Source organism: Microbacterium bandirmense (assembly GCF_037204185.1).
In the GTDB taxonomy this organism is placed as follows: domain Bacteria; phylum Actinomycetota; class Actinomycetes; order Actinomycetales; family Microbacteriaceae; genus Microbacterium; species Microbacterium bandirmense.
The window spans coordinates 125,595-142,051 of the sequence record NZ_JBBDGM010000003.1 but is presented as its reverse complement, the minus strand read 5'-3'; the positions used below and the strand labels follow the sequence as shown (position 1 = coordinate 142,051).

Sequence of the window (16,457 nt, the reverse complement as noted above, 5' to 3'; positions counted from 1 at the left end):
GGAGTGAGCCCGCTCTACGACCGCGGGGCCCGTCCGGGTCGGACGGGACCCGCGGTCTTCTGGACGTGCTCAGGCCACACCGTCGGCCTTCAGCGTGTCCTCGATCTCGCGCGAGTCCTTGCCGAGCGTGATCGCGCGGATGATCTGCACGACGCCGAGGACGATCAGCGAGATGCCGAGCACGAGCCACAGCACGGCGGCCGCGTACAGCGGCGAGAACAGCACGATGATTCCGGCGATGATGCCGAGCAGGGCATACAGCAGGGTCCACACCTTCGACGTCTTCTGGCCCATCAGCGACAGGGCGACCACCCCGTCGACGATCCAGCTGATTCCGATGAAGATCGCGACGACGATCGCGAGCGTCACGGTCGCCGTCGCGATGTTCGCGAAGGCGATGACACCGGCCACGATGTACAGAAGGCCCAGCAGGATGTGGCCGACTCGCGCCCAGCCGCCGCCCTTGCCGGAGAAGATGCCGAGGCCGACGTACACGAGACCGCCGATGATGAGGTAGGACGCGAAGATGGCCGTGACGATGACCGCGGATTTCATCGGCCAGACCAGCATCACGATTCCAGCGAGAAGGGCGATGATGCCCGAGATCACCAGGAACGTACGGACGGACTTCACGAAGCTCTTCGCTTCGGAGAGTGCATCGGTCATGAGAGAACCTTTCCGTGAGCCTCCTATGAGGATGCCCTCAGCGTAGTGCTGTAGGGCGTGTCGCGGGAGGATTGCTCACCGGATGAGGGTGGCGCCGTGTCGGGGGTGGATGCAAGGATCGGACGGGCCCATCTGCGCGGACGACGAGAGGATTCGGAGTGACCCAGGGACATCCGGCGGACAATCACGACATCATCCGCGTCGAGGGCGCACGCGAGAACAATCTGAAGGACGTCAGCGTCAGCATCCCCAAACGCCGCCTCACGGTCTTCACCGGCGTCTCGGGCTCGGGCAAGAGCTCGCTCGTCTTCGACACGGTGGCGGCCGAGTCACGACGGATGATCGATGAGACCTACAGCGCGTTCGTGCAGGGATTCATGCCTTCGGTCCCACGGCCTGACGTCGATGTGCTCGAGGGACTGACCACGGCGATCATCGTCGACCAGGAGCGGCTGGGGGCGAACCCGCGTTCCACGGTCGGCACGGTGACCGACGCGAATGCGATGCTGCGCATCCTGTTCTCGAAGTTCGGCACGCCCTACATCGGCGGGCCAACGGCGTTCTCGTTCAACATCCCCACGCAGAAGGCCAGTGGCGTGATGACGGGCCCCGGCGGTGAGAAGAAGATCGTCAAGGACGCCATCTACCTCGGGGGGATGTGCCCGCGCTGCGAGGGCAGGGGAGCGGTGTCGGATCTCGACCTCGCCCAGGTCGTCGACGAGTCGAAGTCTCTCGATGAGGGGGCGATCATGGTGCCCGGGTACACCGCCGACGGGTGGATGGTGAGGCAGTTCGCCGGCTCGGGCTTCTATCCGGCCGACAAGCCGATCGCGGAGTTCACCGAGAAGCAGCGCCGCCTTTTCCTGTACGGCGAGGTGACTAAGGTGAAGATCAACGACATCAACATCACCTACGAGGGGCTGATCCCCAAGATCACGAAGTCGATGCTGTCGAAGGATCTCGATGCGCTGCAGCCGCATATCCGCGCGTTCGTCGAACGGGTCGCCACCTTCGCGACCTGCCCCGAGTGCGATGGGACCCGATTGACCGAAGGTGCGCGGTCATCGAAGATCGACGGTGTCAGCATCGCCGATGCGTGTCGCATGCAGGTGACCGACCTCGCCGCCTGGGTGCGAGCGCTGGAACTGTCGGGGGCGGGACCGCTGCTGGACGCGCTGCGCGCGAACCTCGACTCCTTCGTCACCCTCGGGCTCGGCTACCTCAGCCTCGAGCGACCGTCCGGCACATTGAGCGGGGGAGAGGCGCAGCGCATCAAGCTGCTGCGCCACCTCGGCTCATCGCTCACCGATGTGACCTACGTGTTCGACGAGCCGACCATCGGTCTGCATCCGCACGACATCCAGCAGATGAACTCACTGCTTCTGCGGCTGCGTGACAAGGGCAATACGGTGCTCGTGGTCGAGCACAAGCCCGAGACGATCGCGATCGCCGATCACGTCGTCGACCTCGGGCCGGGAGCGGGCAGCGTCGGTGGCGAGATCGGGTTCGAGGGCACGGTCGACGGGCTGGCGAGCAGCGACACCGTCACGGGCCGCCACCTGAACGACCGTGCGCAGCTCAAGGATGCTGTACGCGAGCGCACGGGCGTGCTCGAGGTGCGCGGTGCCGACGCGAACAACCTGCAGCGTGTGGATGTCGACGTGCCCACTGGCGTGCTCACCGTGATCACCGGTGTCGCCGGGTCGGGTAAGAGTTCGCTCGTGCACGGATCGATCTCGCCGCAGCCCGGCGTGGTCGCCATCGACCAGACGGCGATCAAGGGATCACGACGCAGCAATCCCGCCACGTACACCGGCATGCTCGAGCCGATCCGCAAGGCGTTCGCCAAGGCCAACGGTGTCAAGCCGGCACTGTTCAGCGCCAACAGCGAGGGTGCGTGCCCGAGTTGCAAGGGGTCCGGCGTGATCATCACCGAGTTGGGTTTCATGGACACGATCGAGACGCCCTGCGAGGACTGTGGTGGCAAGAGATTCCAAGCCGCAGTGCTCGAGTACAAGCTCGGTGGCAGGGACATCACCGAGGTGCTCGACCTTCCGGTCGCCGAGGCGCGCACGTTCTTCGCATCCGACGAGGCGAAGATCCCGGCTGTCGTGAAGATCCTCAGTCGCATGGACGATGTCGGTCTCGGCTACCTGACGCTCGGGCAGCCGCTGTCGACGCTGTCGGGCGGTGAGCGGCAACGGCTGAAGCTGGCGATCCAAATGGGGGAGCAGGGTGACACCTACGTGCTCGACGAACCCACGACCGGCCTGCACCTCGCCGACGTCGACAACCTGCTCGGACTGCTCGACCGGCTCGTCGACTCGGGCAAGACCGTGATCGTGATCGAACATCATCAGGCCGTGATGGCGCACGCCGACTGGGTCATCGACATCGGTCCCGGAGCCGGGCATGACGGCGGCCGCGTGGTGTTCGAGGGAACACCGGCAGACCTCGTGGCTGCGAAGTCGACGCTCACGGGCGAGCACCTCGCCGAGTACGTCGGCGCCGCAGCCCGTTGAGCGCCCCCGGTCGTCGAGCGACGAGCGCAGCGATACCCCCCGGTCGTTGAGCGACGAGCGCAGCGAGGAGACGAAACGTGAATCAGCAGGACATCGACACCCGCATCCAGTCGTACTACGGCGAGATCTTCGACGAGAACGTGCGGCTCACGACGCGCTCCGCACAGGGGCCGCTCGAGTTCGCCCGCACGCAGGAGATCATCCGTGCTCGGGTGGCGAGCGGGAGCGTGCTCGACATCGGCGGCGGTGCCGGCGTGCATGCGCGAGCGCTGGCGGATGCGGGCTTCTCGGTCGAACTGATCGATCCGGTTCCGCGTCACGTGGAGCAGGCGCGTGGCGTCGGTCTCTCGGCGCACGTGGCGGATGCCCGTGATCTGCCGTTCGCCGATGCGAGCTTCGACTCCGCGATCATGCTGGGGCCGCTTTATCACCTGGCCACCCCGGACGCTCGGCTGCTCGCGCTGCGCGAAGCGAAGCGAGTAGTTCGGCCCCGAGGGTATGTCTTCGCCGCGGCACTATCGCGCTATATCGCGTTCGGCAAGGCAACGCTGGGGCGACCCGTGCCTGACCCGTATCCGGGGGAGTGGCTCAGGCTCGCGGCGACCGGAGCACCTTCCGATGGCATGCGATTTCCGGCGGGCCACTTCCATACGGCCGAGGAACTCGAAGCCGAGGTGGGAGCCGCGGGACTCGACGTGCTCGAGGTCGTCGGTGTCGAGGGGCCGGCGGGTGCCCTCTTGGAATCGCTGCAGAATGCGGGGGAGCAGGTGGCGGATGCCGCGCTGACGATCGCCAAGACTGCATCTTCGCTGCCCGGCATCCGCGACATGAGCGCGCATCTGCTCGCCATCGCCCGCGTGCCGGACTGACGAGGCGGACGACCCCACGCCGGATTGTGGCTATAATCACAGAAAGCGCCACAATTCGGGGAGGGACTGGATGAACATCGGCATCCGAGAGCTCAGAGACGGTCTCAGCAGGTATCTGGCAGCCGTGCGTGGGGGCGATGTCGTGACGGTCACTGACCACGGAAAGCCGGTTGCGCGCTTGGTGCCCTATGCGGCGGAAAGCGGCCTGGAGCACTGGTTGGCGCCGACCGTCTTCCGCGAAGTCCAGGCTCGGGCGACAGCGCGGGGGATCTCCGCGGAACGTGTGCTTTCCGAGCTCGCTGCACTCGGTATCGAGCGTTCTGAGGATGCGGCACCACGCATTCGCAGCGGGATTCCTGTGCTGCGGGGCGCGCCGGGGCATGTTGTCACCGACGAGCTCGTGGCCGAGTATCGGGATGACCCGTGAACCGTCCGCGGCTGTTGGATGTGAACGTCCTGCTGGCGCTCAGCTGGGACGGTCATGTCCATCACGAGCGCGCGCACGAGCGGTTCGGGTCGATCGACGCGTGGAGCACGACGCCGATCACCGAGCTCGGGCTGCTCAGGCTGTTGTTGACGGAGAACGTCGTGGGCAGACCGGTCACCGCAGCGGAAGCCATGGGGCAGCTGCGCGCGCTGCGACGCGCTGAGGGCTGGTCCTGGGTCGCTGATGACGCGTCGCCTGTGACGTGGACGGTCGCCGGCGATGATCTGCGAGGACGACGGCAGGTCACGGACCTGCAGCTCGTGAACATCGCGGCCTCGAGCGACCGCGTGCTCGCGACATTCGATGCCGGCATCGTGCGTGCACTGCGTCCGAACGAGCGTCACCTGGTTGAGATCTGGGACTGAACGGCTAAGTCAGCACTGCACACGGAATAGCCGATAATGCACATTATGTCAGAACATGAAGGGATAGGCGCCAGGCCCGGCTCCAGTGTGGCGGCCATCCGATCGTGCCGCCCAGCCAGACGATGTCTGGGTACCGTGCGTCGTCATCCCCCGCGTCGCCCCGCAGCAGCGCCTCGCACCAGTCGATGACAACTCCACGGCGTTGCGCGCATTCGTCGCCGGGCCCAGTCGACGGTCAGGAACTCGATCCATGACTCGACCGCAGTGTGCAGTCGCGCGCGACGCCGCTCCCCGCGTCACATCCGGCCGCGCACAGGCGTTCGCTCGACAGCGTCATCTTCCGGCGGCGGGGTCATCTCTGCGCGCACGCCCAGCAGCCTCACCTCCCGGTCACCGTCCAGGGCGGATGCCAGTGCGAGAACCGCATCGATCACGTCCGCGCTGCGCTCGGTGGGCTCCGCGAGCTTGCGGCCGAACGTTCGTGTCTCGAACGGCGCGTAGCGCACCTTCAGGTGCACCCGTATCACCGGTCGTCCCTCGGCCGCACAGTCATCGAACGCCTGCTGGGACAGTTCGCGCAGCGCCGACTCGATCTGCGCGGGGTCGGTCAGATTCTGCTGGAACGTCGTCTCGCGGCTGTGGCTGCGGGCGACCCAGGGTGTGTCATCGACGACAGCCGGCCCGCGCCCGAACCCGAGTCCGTGGTACCAGAGGCCCATCTTGGGGCCGAATTCCTCGACCATCTCGGCTTCATTCGCATCGGCGAGTTCCCGCACCATGTGGATGCCATGCTCCGCCAGGCGCTTCTGCACCCGTGGGCCGATGCCCCACAGATCGCGAGTGGGCCGCTCCCCCATCACCACGAACCAGTTCTGCTCGGTGAGTCGGAACGATCCGCGCGGCTTTCCGAAGTCAGTGGCGATCTTGGCGCGTACCTTGTTGTCGCCGATCCCGACCGAGCAGTGCAGCCCGGTCGCATCGAACACCGCCTGCTGCGCCTTCCGAGCGATCATCTCGGGGTCATCCGTCGTGATCCCGAGGAAGCATTCATCCCAGCCGATGATCTCGACGATGACGTCGGGCATCGCACGCAGGGTCTGCATCACGAGGGCGGATGCCTGCTCGTACGCGGCATGGTCGACGGGCAGGAACACGGCGTCGGGCGGTGCTTTACGGGCCGCGATCTTCAACGGCATCCCCGACCCGATGCCGTGCGCTCGAGCCTCGTACGACGCGGTGGAGACCACCGCCCGCTGCGTCGGATCTCCGCTGCCACCCACGATGACGGGGCGTCCGGCCAGCTCGGGGCGGCGCAGCACCTCGACGGCGGCGATGAACTGATCCATGTCGACGTGCAGCACCCACGGCACCGGACTCATAGCTCGAGTCTGAGCCACATAGCGCCCCGTTGTCACCTGGAACGGCAACCACGCGAGGATCGCGACGCGCCCGACTCCGTCAGCGCGCGGCGGCCGACCAGATGTAGCCGTCGGGATCGGTGAATTCGCCATCGGCGTGCACCGCCAACCGGTGCGACCCGCTGCCCGTGGCATCCGACAGCCCCACCTGCTTCGCCAGCCCAGCCCGCTTGTACAGAGCGAGCGTCACGGGGCCGGTCGAGAACTCCGCATAGGTGCCGCCGAAGCTCTTCGCCACGCTTGCGCCGTGCTGCTCGTAGAACTTCCTGCTCGCCTTGACGTCGGCCACTCCCAGCAGCAGCACCAGACTCGTGATCTCACCCGTCGCCGGCGCGGTGTTCTTCTTGCTCTCGCTCGAGAGCTGCCAGATGGTCCCGTCGGGTGCGCGCAGAGAGCCGCCGTAGCCCCAGATGCCCTTCGCGACGGGTTTGAGAGCCTGAGCACCGGCGTTGATCGCTCGATCGAAGTGTGCGTCGACGTCGGCCGGCTGAGCGAATCCCAGCGAGGGAGCGAACCCTCGGAACCCGCTGCTCGGAGACGAACCCGGCGGACCCGCACACGTTCGCCGACCTGCAGCGCGTCCCGGTAGAACCGCTCGGTGGGCTCGATCAGATCGGTGTTGTCGACTTCCAGAGTGATGCTGTTGATGTCCATACCTCGAACATAAGTCGCGCGCTGCGGGCATCCTTCTCGATTCCTGATCGATGTGCCGAGCGGTACCGACAGCGGGACTAACCTTGAGTGGTGACCACGGCTCCCCCACCCACGACATCTCCCGGGTGGCGGGCCTGGTTCGTCTGGGGCGTCGCCGTCGCCGCGTACATCCTCGCCATCACCAACCGCAACTCTCTCAGCGCGGTCGGCGTCGACACGGCGGAGCGCTTCAGCGCCGATGCCGCCACGCTGTCGATGTTCGCGGTCGTGCAGCTCGCCGTCTACGGCGGAATGCAGATCCCCATCGGCGTGCTCCTCGACCGGTACGGCTCGCGCCCGATCATGGTCATCGGGATGCTGCTGATGGCCCTCGGGCAGTTCGTGATGGCGATCTCGCCCAGCATCGGCGTCGCGCTGGTCGCGCGCGTACTGCTCGGCGCCGGAGACGCCGCGATCTTCCCCGCGGTGCTGCGCCTGGTGGCCACCTGGTTCCCCGCCCAGCGCGGCCCGGTGATGGTGCAGCTGACCGGACTGGTGGGTCAGACCGGTCAGCTCGCCGCGCTGCTCCCCCTTGCCGCTCTGCTGCACGCCACCACCTGGAGCATCACCTTCGGCAGCGTCGCCGGGCTCGGTCTGCTGTTCGCTGTGCTGGTCTGGGCGATCGTGCGCAACCACCCGCCCGAGCGGCCGGCCGACGTGAGCGTCAACACCGAGACCGGCGCCGTGCGCGTCGTCACCTCCGCCATCGACACCGGCGTCGGCATCCGCGCCGCATGGGCGCACCCGGGCACGCGGCTGGCATTCTGGTCGCACTTCACCACGCCGTTCGCGAGCACGGCCTTCCTGCTGCTGTGGGGAATGCCGTACCTCACCGCGGGCGAGGGCCTCTCCCCCGCCGCCGCGGCGGGACTGCTGTCGCTCAACGTGGTCGTGGCGATGACGCTCGGACCTCTGCTCGGGATCCTGTCGCGCCGCATCCCGACGCGACGTTCCCTCGCGCTGGTCCTGCCCAGCATCGGTGTTCAGGTGACCGCGTGGCTCGCCGTCGCCCTGTGGCCGGGGCCCGCACCGATCTGGCTGCTCACGGTGCTCGTGATCTGCCTGGCCGCCGGCGGACCGGCATCCATGATCGCCTTCGACCACGCGCGCACGCACAACCCCGCCCACCGGCTCAGCACCGCCACAGGAGTGACGAACTCGGGCGGATTCCTCGCCGCGCTGGTCGCGATCTTCTTGATCGGCCTGACGCTCGACCTGCAGGGCGCCGGCACGCCCGACACGTACTCGCTCGAGGCGTTCCGCTGGGCGTTCCTGACGCACGTGCCGCTGTGGGTGCTCGGCACCGCCTTCATCGTCCACGAACGCAAGAGCACCCGCATCCGCATGGGACTCGACCCCGAGAGAAGAAGACACCGATGACCGACGAGTACCGATTCTCCGCAGACCTCATCGACATCGATCGCGAGCGTGTGCACGCGTGGCTCAGCGAGCAGTCCTACTGGGCCGCCGGGCGAGCGCGTGAAGTGCAGGATGCTGCGATCGACGCCTCCCGCAACTATGCCGTCGTCGACGGCGACGGCCGACAGGTCGCCTATGCCCGTGTCGTGACCGACGCGGTGACCTTCGCCTGGCTGTGCGATGTGTTCGTCGATCAGGACGAACGCGGGCACGGCATCGGCAAGCTCCTGATCGAAGGCGTCGTCGCCGACATCGAGCGGATGTCTGTCACCCGCATCCTCCTGGCCACCGCTGACGCGCACGGTCTGTACGCTCAGTACGGCTTCGCGCCCTCGGAGGACCCGACCCGGTACATGATCCGCCCGATGGTCTGACTCAACCGCGCGGGGTCCAGCCGATCGGCCGCGCACCCCCGCGCCCGCCGCGCTCGACGTCGGCCCGTGCGGACCAGCCCTGCGCAGCATCCACCGCATCGACGCCGCCGCGCGCGAGCCGCAAGCCGACATCGTCATGGTGCATGCGCGGCGCGCCGCCGCGCCGAACCCCGGCGCGCACACTCCATGCATCGTCGGCGAAGCCGCCGCCGCGGAACACCCGATAGTCGTCGTACCGTTCGGGATCGAGGAAGTCCCAGCACCACTCCCAGACATTGCCGAGCGTGTCGAACAGCCCGTTCAGGTTGGGCAGCTTCAGCCCGACGTCCTGCGGGGCCGACGTGCCGTCGGCCGCGGTCCACGCGACGTCGGCGAGCGGACCGAAATGCGGCCCGGTCGAGCCCGCACGGCACGCGTACTCCCACTCGGCTTCTGTCGGCAGGCGGTAGCCGTCGCTGTCGACATGCCAGGTGACCTCCTCGCCGTCGAACGCGTAGGCCCGGTCGAGACCCTCCCACTCCGAGGCGGCGTTGCAGAAGCGGATCGCGCGCATCCAGCTGAGATCGCGCGCAGGGCGGCGGGGATGCTGCGCAGCAATGCCCAGAACCTCGGCGAACTGCTCCTCGGTGACCGCGAACACACCGATCTCGAACGGCTCCAGCGCCACCGTGCGCTGCGTCTTGCGCCGAGCGTCGTGCAGCGTCACTGTTCCGGCCGGCAGCGCGCGCAGCTCCCACAGGTCCATGTCAGCCCGTCACCGGGACAGGACCGGGACGCGTGTCGGAGTGACGGCCGGGGTCCTCTCCCCCGGCGGGTCGCACAGCGAAGACGCGCATGAAGAATTGGCACAGCGGGCCCACCAGCAGGGCGAACGCCACCGTGCCGACTCCGACGTTGCCGCCCAGCGCCCAGCCGATGATCACGACCGTGACCTCCAGCGCGGTGCGCACCACCCAGATCGGCCACCCGAGACGCTGATGCAAGCCGGTCATCAGCCCATCGCGCGGCCCCGGACCGAAATGCGCACCGATGTACATCCCGGTCGCCGCCGCGAGCACGGTGAGACCGATGATGAAGAACAGCACCCGAGCCCAGAGCATCTCCGGCTGCGGCAGCACCAGGAAGGTGGCGTCGGCCGCCGGACCGACGCCCAGTGCGTTCACGATGGTGCCGAAGCCGGGCTTCTGCCGGATCGGGATCCACAGCAGCAGCACGATGACGCTGACGACGATCGTGACCGTCCCGAACGAGAGCGGCACGTGGTTGGTGATGCCCTGTGTCAGCACATCCCAGGGCGCGGCGCCGATCGCACCGCGGATGATGAACGCGATCCCGACGCCGTAGAGGAACACGCCGACGAACAGCTGCGCGAAGCGTCGAGGCAGGCGGCGACCGGTGAAGCGGCTCACTGCGGCATCCGCTCCACCCATTCGGCGTACTTCGCCGCGCGACCGTCGCCGGACGACGTGCGCGTCACGCGGCGCTTGATCCACGGGCCGACGAACTCCCGGTAGTACGCCAGGCCCGCAGGGCTCGCGGGCAGCTCGTTGCCCGGTGACCACCACTCCGCCGGCGGCTCGACGCCCACGGCCCGCAGCACGCGCGCAGCGACGCGATGATGCCCGTTGGCATTCATGTGCAGACGATCCGGTGACCAGTAGCGCGGTCGTGACAGTTCCGCGTCCGGCCAGTTCCACGCGCGGATCACATCGGGGCGGTCGTCGATGCGGGTCTGGACCGCGGCCGAGAGCAGGTCTCCGCGACGCTGGAAGACATCGCCCATCGGCAGCTGCCCACTCGGATTCGCCCCTGAGAGCAGGATGAGCTGCACGCCCTGTTCGTCACAGCGCCGCAGCACCCGGCTGAACGCGTCGGCGATGTGCTCGATGTCGGCGTTCGGGCGCAGGATGTCGTTGCCGCCGCCGTTGAACGACAGATGCGTCGGATGCAGGGCGAGCGCCGCCTCGAGCTGCTCGTCGACGATCGGCCAGACCAGCCGTCCGCGGATCGCGAGGTTCGCGTACTCGACCGCCTCGCCGGTGGCATCCGCCCATCCCTGCGCGGCAAGGTCCGCCCACCCGCGTACGGTGCCGTCGGGGAGCTCGTCGCCGACACCCTCGGTGAACGAGTCGCCGATCGCCACGAAGCGCACTTCTGCCATCGCTCCAGCCTATTGCCGTCCGCGACGGGCGGACGACGCCGTCAGTCGGCGAGCAGCCGCTTGACCCGCGGGACGACCTCTGTGCCGTACAGCTCGATGCTGCGCATCATCGCCTCGTGCGTGAGAGTGCCCGTGGCGTACTTCAGATCGAAGCGCCCGATGCCGAGCGTGCGGATGGTGTCGGCGATCTTGGCGGCGACACGATCCGGCGAGCCGCTGTAGACAGCGCCGGCCGGGCCGACGTCGTTCTGGAAGCGTGCGCGGCTGTACTCTGGCCAGCCCCGCTCGCGTCCGATGGCGTTGTGCATCGCCTCGAATCCCGGGAACGCCTCTTCCCACGCCTGCTCATCGGTGTCGCCGATGTGGCCGGGCGAGTGCACGGCGATCGGATGCTGCTGTGTGCCGAAACTGTTCACCGATCGGTGGTACAGCTCGACGAACGGGGCGAACCGCGCGGCGGGCCCTCCGATGATCGCCAGCATGAGGCCGACCCCGTGCCGAGCGACCCGCACGACCGACTCGGGACTGCCGCCCACACCCACCCACACCGGCATGCCGTTCGCGGTCTTCGGGAACACGTCGGCGTCGGCCAGTGGCGCGCGCATCGTGCCCGACCAGGTCACGGGCTGCTCCTTGACCAGCTCGACGAGCAGGTCGAGCTTCTCCTCGAACAGCGCCTCGTAGTCGCGCAGGTCGTAGCCGAACAGGGGGAAGGACTCGATGAACGATCCGCGCCCGACGACGATCTCGGCGCGGCCGTCGGAGACCGCATCCAGGGTGGCGAAGCGCTCGTACACCCGCACCGGATCATCGGACGACAGCACGGTCACCGCTGTGCCCAGCCGCATGCGCTCGGTGCGAGAGGCGATCGCGGCCAGAACCATCTCCGGTGCTGAGACGGCGAACTCGGGGCGGTGGTGCTCCCCCACCCCGAAGAAGTCCACGCCGACCCGGTCGGCGAGTTCCGCCTGTGCGACCACGTTGCGGATCGTCTGTGCCTGGCTGAGCAGCTCGCCGTCGGGTCCACGGGTGACGTCGCCGAAGGTGTCGAGGCCGAATTCGATGGTCATGCCGGTCCTTTCGTATGCACCTGCATGAACCACGTCGGGGCGTGCGACATTCCCGGTCAGCGGATCAGCGCACTGCGCAGTGTGTCGAGTCCGACGCCGCCGAGGTCGAGCGCGCGCTTGTGGAAGTCCTTGAAATTGAACGACTCGCCCTGCTGCTCGCGCACCGCGTCGCGCACCTGCTCCCAGATGCGCTGACCCACCTTGTACGACGGTGCCTGTCCCGGCCAGCCGAGGTATCGATTGACCTCGAACTGCCGGAACTCGTCGGGCATGTTCACGTTGCGGCGCATCTGCTCGAGTGCGTAGTCGTGGTCCCAGATGCCATCGCCGTCGAGAGTGGGCTTCTTCAGGTGCACGCCGATGTCGAGCACCACCCGCAGTGCGCGCATGCGCTGGCCGTCGAGCATGCCCAGACGGTCGGCCGGGTCATCGAGGTACCCCAGCTGCTGCATCAGCCGCTCGGCGTAAAGGGCCCAGCCCTCGGCGTGACCTGACGTGCCTGCGAGCACCCGTCGCCAGGTGTTCAGCTCGGCGCGGTTGTATGTCGCCTGGGCGATCTGCAGGTGGTGACCGGGAACGCCCTCGTGGTATACGGTGGTCAGCTCACGCCACGTGTCGAACTCGGTGACGCCGGCGGGCACCGACCACCACATGCGGCCCGGACGCGAGAAGTCGTCGGTAGGACCGGTGTAGTAGATGCCGCCCTCCTGCGTGGGGGCGATCATGCACTCCAGCTCGCGGATCTGCTCGGGGATGTCGAAGTGCGAAGCGCCGAGCTCGGCGATCGCGCGGTCACTGGTCTGCTGCATCCACTGCTGCAGCGCCTCGGTGCCGTGCAGCTTGCGTGCGGGATCTGCCTCGAGATGAGCGACGGCCTCCTCGACCGTCGCTCCGGGCAGGATCTCGTCGGCGATCGCCTCCTGTTCGGAGATCATCCGCGCCAGCTCTTCACGACCCCATTCGTAGGTCTCGTCGAGGTCGATCGTGGCACCGAGGAAACGACGGGAGTTCAGCGTATACAGGTCGCGGCCGACGGCATCCTCCTCCCCCGCCACCGGCGCGAGCTCGCCGGTCAGGAACGCGCCGAGCGCGTCATAGGCGACGCGAGCGGCGTTCGCGTGGTCGGCGAGGTCGCGGGCGAGGGATGCCGGCAGCTGCCCCTCTTCGGGTGCCGCACCGGCGACGAAGGCCGTGAAGAAGCCGTCGTCGGCGCTGTAGCGGGCGATCTGCGTCGCGACCTCGCGCACCTGTCGGCGCGCGGGCACGACGCCGTGTCGGATGCCCTCGCGCAGCGTCTGCATGTAGCCCTTCAGCGCCGCGGGCACGGCGGCGAGGCGCTCCGACACGACCGACCAGTCATCAGCGGTGCTCGTGGGCATCAGGTCGAAGGCCTGGCGGAAATCCTGCGCGGCCGACGCGATCACGTTCAGATCGCGCAGGTGCCACTGCGCATCGTGCAGCTCGGACTGCAGCCGCAGCTCAGCGGAGAGATCGGTCTTCGTCACCTCGTCGACGGCGTCGATCGGCTCGAGTGCCTCGAGCTCCGCGAGAGCTGCGCGGGCGGCTGAGACCGCGTGCTCGTGCCCCTCGGGGCTGACGTCGTCCAGGCGGCCATTGGCCTCGTTGCGGCCGATGTACGTCGCCAGAACCGGCGAGAGGTCGACGAGTGTGTCGACCCAGCGCTCCGCGACCTGGTCGATCGCGGTGGGGATGCGAGGTTCAGAAGTCATGCAGACGAGCCTAGTGCGCGGCCTCGTTCCAGTCGCGGCCGGCGCCGACCTGCACGTCCAGCGGCACCGACAGATCGGCGGCCCCGGCCATCTGGGTGCGCACGATCTGCTCGACACGATCCCATTCGCCGGGCGCGATCTCCACGACGAGTTCGTCGTGGATCTGCAACAGCACGCGAGAGCCCAGCCCGCCCTTCCGCAGGTCGGCGTGGATGCGGTTCAGGGCGATCTTCATGATGTCGGCCGCGCTGCCCTGGATCGGTGCGTTCAGCGCGGCGCGCTCGGCGTTCTCGCGCAGCACGCGGTTGGGGCTGCTCAGGTCGGGGAACGGGCGTCGACGGCCGAAGATCGTCTCGGTGTATCCGTCTTCCTTCGCCTGCAGCACCGAGGCGCGCAGATAATCGCGCACCGCACCGAAGCGTGCGAAGTACTCGAGCATGAGCTTCTTGGCCTCGGCCTGCTCGATGCGCAGCTGCTTGGACAGTCCGAACGCGCTCAGCCCGTAGACGAGCCCGTACGACATGGCCTTGACCTTGGTGCGCATCGCCGAGGTGACTTCCTCGGGCTCGACGCCGAAGACCCTGGCCCCGACGAAGCGGTGCAGGTCCTCCCCCGAGTTGAACGCCTCGATCAGTCCGGCGTCGCCCGAGAGATGCGCCATGATGCGCATCTCGATCTGGGAGTAGTCCGCCGTCAGCAGGGTCTCATAGCCTTCGCCGACCTCGAACGCGCTGCGGATGCGCCGTGACTCCTCGGTGCGCACCGGGATGTTCTGCAGGTTGGGATCGGTGCTCGAGAGCCGGCCGGTCTGGCTGCCGGTCTGCACGTACGTGGTGTGGATGCGGTGGTCGTCGGGGATCGCCCCGTTCTTGCCGATGGCGCTGTCGAGCGATTCGATGATCTGACGCAGCTTCGTGGCCTCGCGATGCTGCAGCAGCAGGGCGAGGAAGGGATGCGGATGGGACTCCTGCAGATCCGCGAGCACGGCGGCATCCGTCGAGTAGCCGGTCTTGGTCTTGCGGGTCTTGGGCAGCTGCAGGTCTTCGAACAGCACCTCCTGCAGCTGCTTGGGTGAACCGAGGTTGAACTCGCGGCCGACGAGCGCGAACGCCTCAGCGGCGAGACCATCGGTGCGCGTGAGCAGCTCGCCGGAGAACGTCGAGAGCACGTCGTGCGAGACCGCGACTCCGGCGGCCTCCATATCGGCCAGCACCAGCAGCGCGGGCAGCTCGATGTCGGTGAGCACCGCGGTCACCGACTCGGGCATGGCCTCGCGCAGCGCCACGGCCGCGCGGAGGGTGAACCATGCTTCCTGAGCGGGCGTGGCGCCATCGGTCTCGGGCACCAGCTGCGAGGGGTCGGCTTCGGGGAGCTTCTCGCCCAGGTAACGGTCGACGAGATGGGCGAGGGTCTTGTCGGGGAAGCTCGGGCGCATCAGCCAGCCGGCCAGCAGGGTGTCGTACCTGAGGCCGCCGAGGCGGATGCGTTCGCGCAGCAGCGCCTTCACCTGCTTCTTCGCGTCGTTGAGCACCTTCCCGGCATCCGATTCGAGCCATGCGCGCAGCGCATCGGCCATCTCGTCGCTCCAGTCCCCCTCACGCAGCTCGGTCTCGCCGGCGACACCGATCCGGGTGACCCGGCCTCCCGCGGTGACCAGCGTGAGACCGAGCTCGCCGGTCTGCGCCGGCAGCCACGCGGCGAACTCGGCGGGTGCCGACTCCACGGGCACGGGAACCTGCACGGCCGGCTCGTCGTGCACCGGCTCATCGGTCGCGCCGACGGCTTCGAACACGCGCGGCAGCAGCGTGCGGAACTCCAGGCGGGCGAAGATGTCGCGCACGGCCTGCGCGTCGATCGGCGCGACGGCGAGGTCTGCCGGCCCCACCGGCAACTCGACGTCGATGAGCAGGCGGTTCAGCTTGCGGTTGCGGCGCACATCGTCCATGTGCTCGCGCAGATTGCCGCCGACGACGCCCTTGATCTCCTCTGCCCGCTCGAGCAGCTCGTCGAGGCTGCCGAACTGAGTCAGCCACTTCACGGCGGTCTTCTCGCCCACCTTCGGCACGCCGGGGAGGTTGTCGCTGGTCTCGCCGACCAGAGCGGCGATGTCGGGGTACTGCTCGGGCCGCACACCGTAGCGCTCCTGGACCGCGACCGGGTCGTAGCGCTTCAGCTGCGACACGCCCTGCACCGACGGATACAGCAGCGTGACCTCGTCGTTCACCAGCTGGATCGTGTCGCGATCGCCGGATACGAGCAGCACGTCGTAGCCCTGCGCCGATCCCTGCACCGACAGAGTGGCCAGGATGTCGTCGGCCTCGATCCCCTCCTTGGTGAGCACAGGGATCGACATGGCAGCCAGGCAGTCGTGCAGCAGCGGGATCTGACCCTTGAACTCGGACGGCGTCTCGGATCGCGTCGCCTTGTACTCGGGATACTCGTCGGTGCGGAACGAGTGCCTGGAGGTGTCGAAGGCGATCGCCATGTGGGTCGGCCGCTCGGCCTTGATGAGGTTGACCAGCATCGACAGGAAGCCGTAGATGGCGTTCGTGTGCTGATTGTCCTTCGTCGTGAAGTTCTCCACGGGGAGGGCGAAGAACGCCCGATAGGCGAGCGAGTGGCCGTCGACGACCATGAGGGTAGGCTTTGCGGAGTCCGTCACCCTGCAAGCCTAACGAGAGCG

At 67.8% G+C, this 16,457-nt stretch carries 15 protein-coding genes; 6 read left to right on the top strand and 9 right to left on the bottom strand.

Annotated elements, in window-relative coordinates:
• Positions 1–69: 69 nt before the first annotated feature.
• Positions 70–666, bottom strand: a complete 597-nt coding sequence (locus WDU99_RS04440) for an HdeD family acid-resistance protein (protein ID WP_337331235.1) — start codon at positions 664–666, stop codon at positions 70–72.
• A gap of 158 nt (positions 667–824) precedes the next feature.
• Here WDU99_RS04440 and WDU99_RS04435 point away from each other — a divergent pair, with 158 nt between their 5' ends.
• The 4 genes from WDU99_RS04435 to WDU99_RS04420 all read left to right on the top strand — a co-directional run bounded on the left by WDU99_RS04435 (position 825) and on the right by WDU99_RS04420 (position 4,909).
• On the top strand, positions 825–3,188 hold the full coding sequence (locus WDU99_RS04435) for an excinuclease ABC subunit UvrA (protein ID WP_337331234.1): 2,364 nt from the start codon (positions 825–827) through the stop codon (positions 3,186–3,188).
• 77 nt (positions 3,189–3,265) lie between these two features.
• Positions 3,266–4,057 (top strand): class I SAM-dependent methyltransferase, encoded by a 792-nt coding sequence (locus WDU99_RS04430; RefSeq protein ID WP_337331233.1) that lies wholly within the window; start codon positions 3,266–3,268, stop codon positions 4,055–4,057.
• Positions 4,058–4,127: 70 nt separating this feature from the next.
• Positions 4,128–4,484, top strand: coding sequence for a type II toxin-antitoxin system Phd/YefM family antitoxin (locus WDU99_RS04425; RefSeq protein WP_337331232.1), 357 nt, complete (start codon positions 4,128–4,130; stop codon positions 4,482–4,484).
• A complete protein-coding gene (locus WDU99_RS04420; protein WP_337331231.1) occupies positions 4,481–4,909 on the top strand; it encodes a TA system VapC family ribonuclease toxin in 429 nt (142 codons plus the stop codon). Before WDU99_RS04425 ends, WDU99_RS04420 begins: the two co-directional genes overlap by 4 nt.
• A 296-nt stretch (positions 4,910–5,205) precedes the next feature.
• Here WDU99_RS04420 and WDU99_RS04415 read toward each other — a convergent pair whose 3' ends face one another.
• Together WDU99_RS04415 and WDU99_RS04410 are read right to left on the bottom strand one after the other, a co-directional pair.
• Positions 5,206–6,288 carry a DNA polymerase IV gene (locus WDU99_RS04415; protein WP_337331230.1) on the bottom strand — a complete coding sequence of 361 codons (1,083 nt, stop codon included), beginning with the start codon at positions 6,286–6,288 and terminating at the stop codon, positions 5,206–5,208.
• A 79-nt stretch (positions 6,289–6,367) separates the two neighbouring features.
• The gene (locus WDU99_RS04410) at positions 6,368–6,631 is read right to left on the bottom strand and encodes a VOC family protein (RefSeq protein ID WP_337331229.1); all 264 of its coding nucleotides are present in this window, start codon (positions 6,629–6,631) and stop codon (positions 6,368–6,370) included.
• A 440-nt stretch (positions 6,632–7,071) separates the two neighbouring features.
• Between WDU99_RS04410 and WDU99_RS04405 the strand changes: the two genes are divergently transcribed.
• Together WDU99_RS04405 and WDU99_RS04400 are read left to right on the top strand one after the other, a co-directional pair.
• Positions 7,072–8,400 carry an MFS transporter gene (locus tag WDU99_RS04405; protein WP_337331228.1) on the top strand — a complete coding sequence of 443 codons (1,329 nt, stop codon included), beginning with the start codon at positions 7,072–7,074 and terminating at the stop codon, positions 8,398–8,400.
• Positions 8,397–8,813 carry a GNAT family N-acetyltransferase gene (locus tag WDU99_RS04400; protein WP_337331227.1) on the top strand — a complete coding sequence of 139 codons (417 nt, stop codon included), beginning with the start codon at positions 8,397–8,399 and terminating at the stop codon, positions 8,811–8,813. The genes WDU99_RS04405 and WDU99_RS04400 overlap by 4 nt, the downstream gene beginning before the upstream one ends.
• 1 nt (position 8,814) lies before the next feature.
• Here WDU99_RS04400 and WDU99_RS04395 read toward each other — a convergent pair whose 3' ends face one another.
• The 6 genes from WDU99_RS04395 to polA are packed head-to-tail and all read right to left on the bottom strand — an operon-like array spanning position 8,815 to position 16,436.
• Positions 8,815–9,558, bottom strand: a complete 744-nt coding sequence (locus WDU99_RS04395) for a formylglycine-generating enzyme family protein (protein WP_337331226.1) — start codon at positions 9,556–9,558, stop codon at positions 8,815–8,817.
• A gap of 1 nt (position 9,559) precedes the next feature.
• Positions 9,560–10,222 (bottom strand): membrane protein YczE, encoded by a 663-nt coding sequence (yczE, locus tag WDU99_RS04390; RefSeq protein ID WP_337331225.1) that lies wholly within the window; start codon positions 10,220–10,222, stop codon positions 9,560–9,562.
• Complete coding sequence (locus WDU99_RS04385) at positions 10,219–10,974, bottom strand: SGNH/GDSL hydrolase family protein (protein ID WP_337331224.1); 756 nt, start codon at positions 10,972–10,974, stop codon at positions 10,219–10,221. The genes yczE and WDU99_RS04385 overlap by 4 nt, the downstream gene beginning before the upstream one ends.
• Positions 10,975–11,015: 41 nt before the next feature.
• The gene (locus WDU99_RS04380; RefSeq protein ID WP_337331223.1) at positions 11,016–12,044 is read right to left on the bottom strand and encodes an LLM class flavin-dependent oxidoreductase; all 1,029 of its coding nucleotides are present in this window, start codon (positions 12,042–12,044) and stop codon (positions 11,016–11,018) included.
• Between the two features lie 56 nt (positions 12,045–12,100).
• Positions 12,101–13,774, bottom strand: coding sequence for a DUF885 domain-containing protein (locus WDU99_RS04375; RefSeq protein ID WP_337331222.1), 1,674 nt, complete (start codon positions 13,772–13,774; stop codon positions 12,101–12,103).
• A gap of 10 nt (positions 13,775–13,784) precedes the next feature.
• Positions 13,785–16,436, bottom strand: a complete 2,652-nt coding sequence (gene polA / locus WDU99_RS04370; RefSeq protein WP_337331221.1) for a DNA polymerase I — start codon at positions 16,434–16,436, stop codon at positions 13,785–13,787.
• Positions 16,437–16,457: the final 21 nt, after the last annotated feature.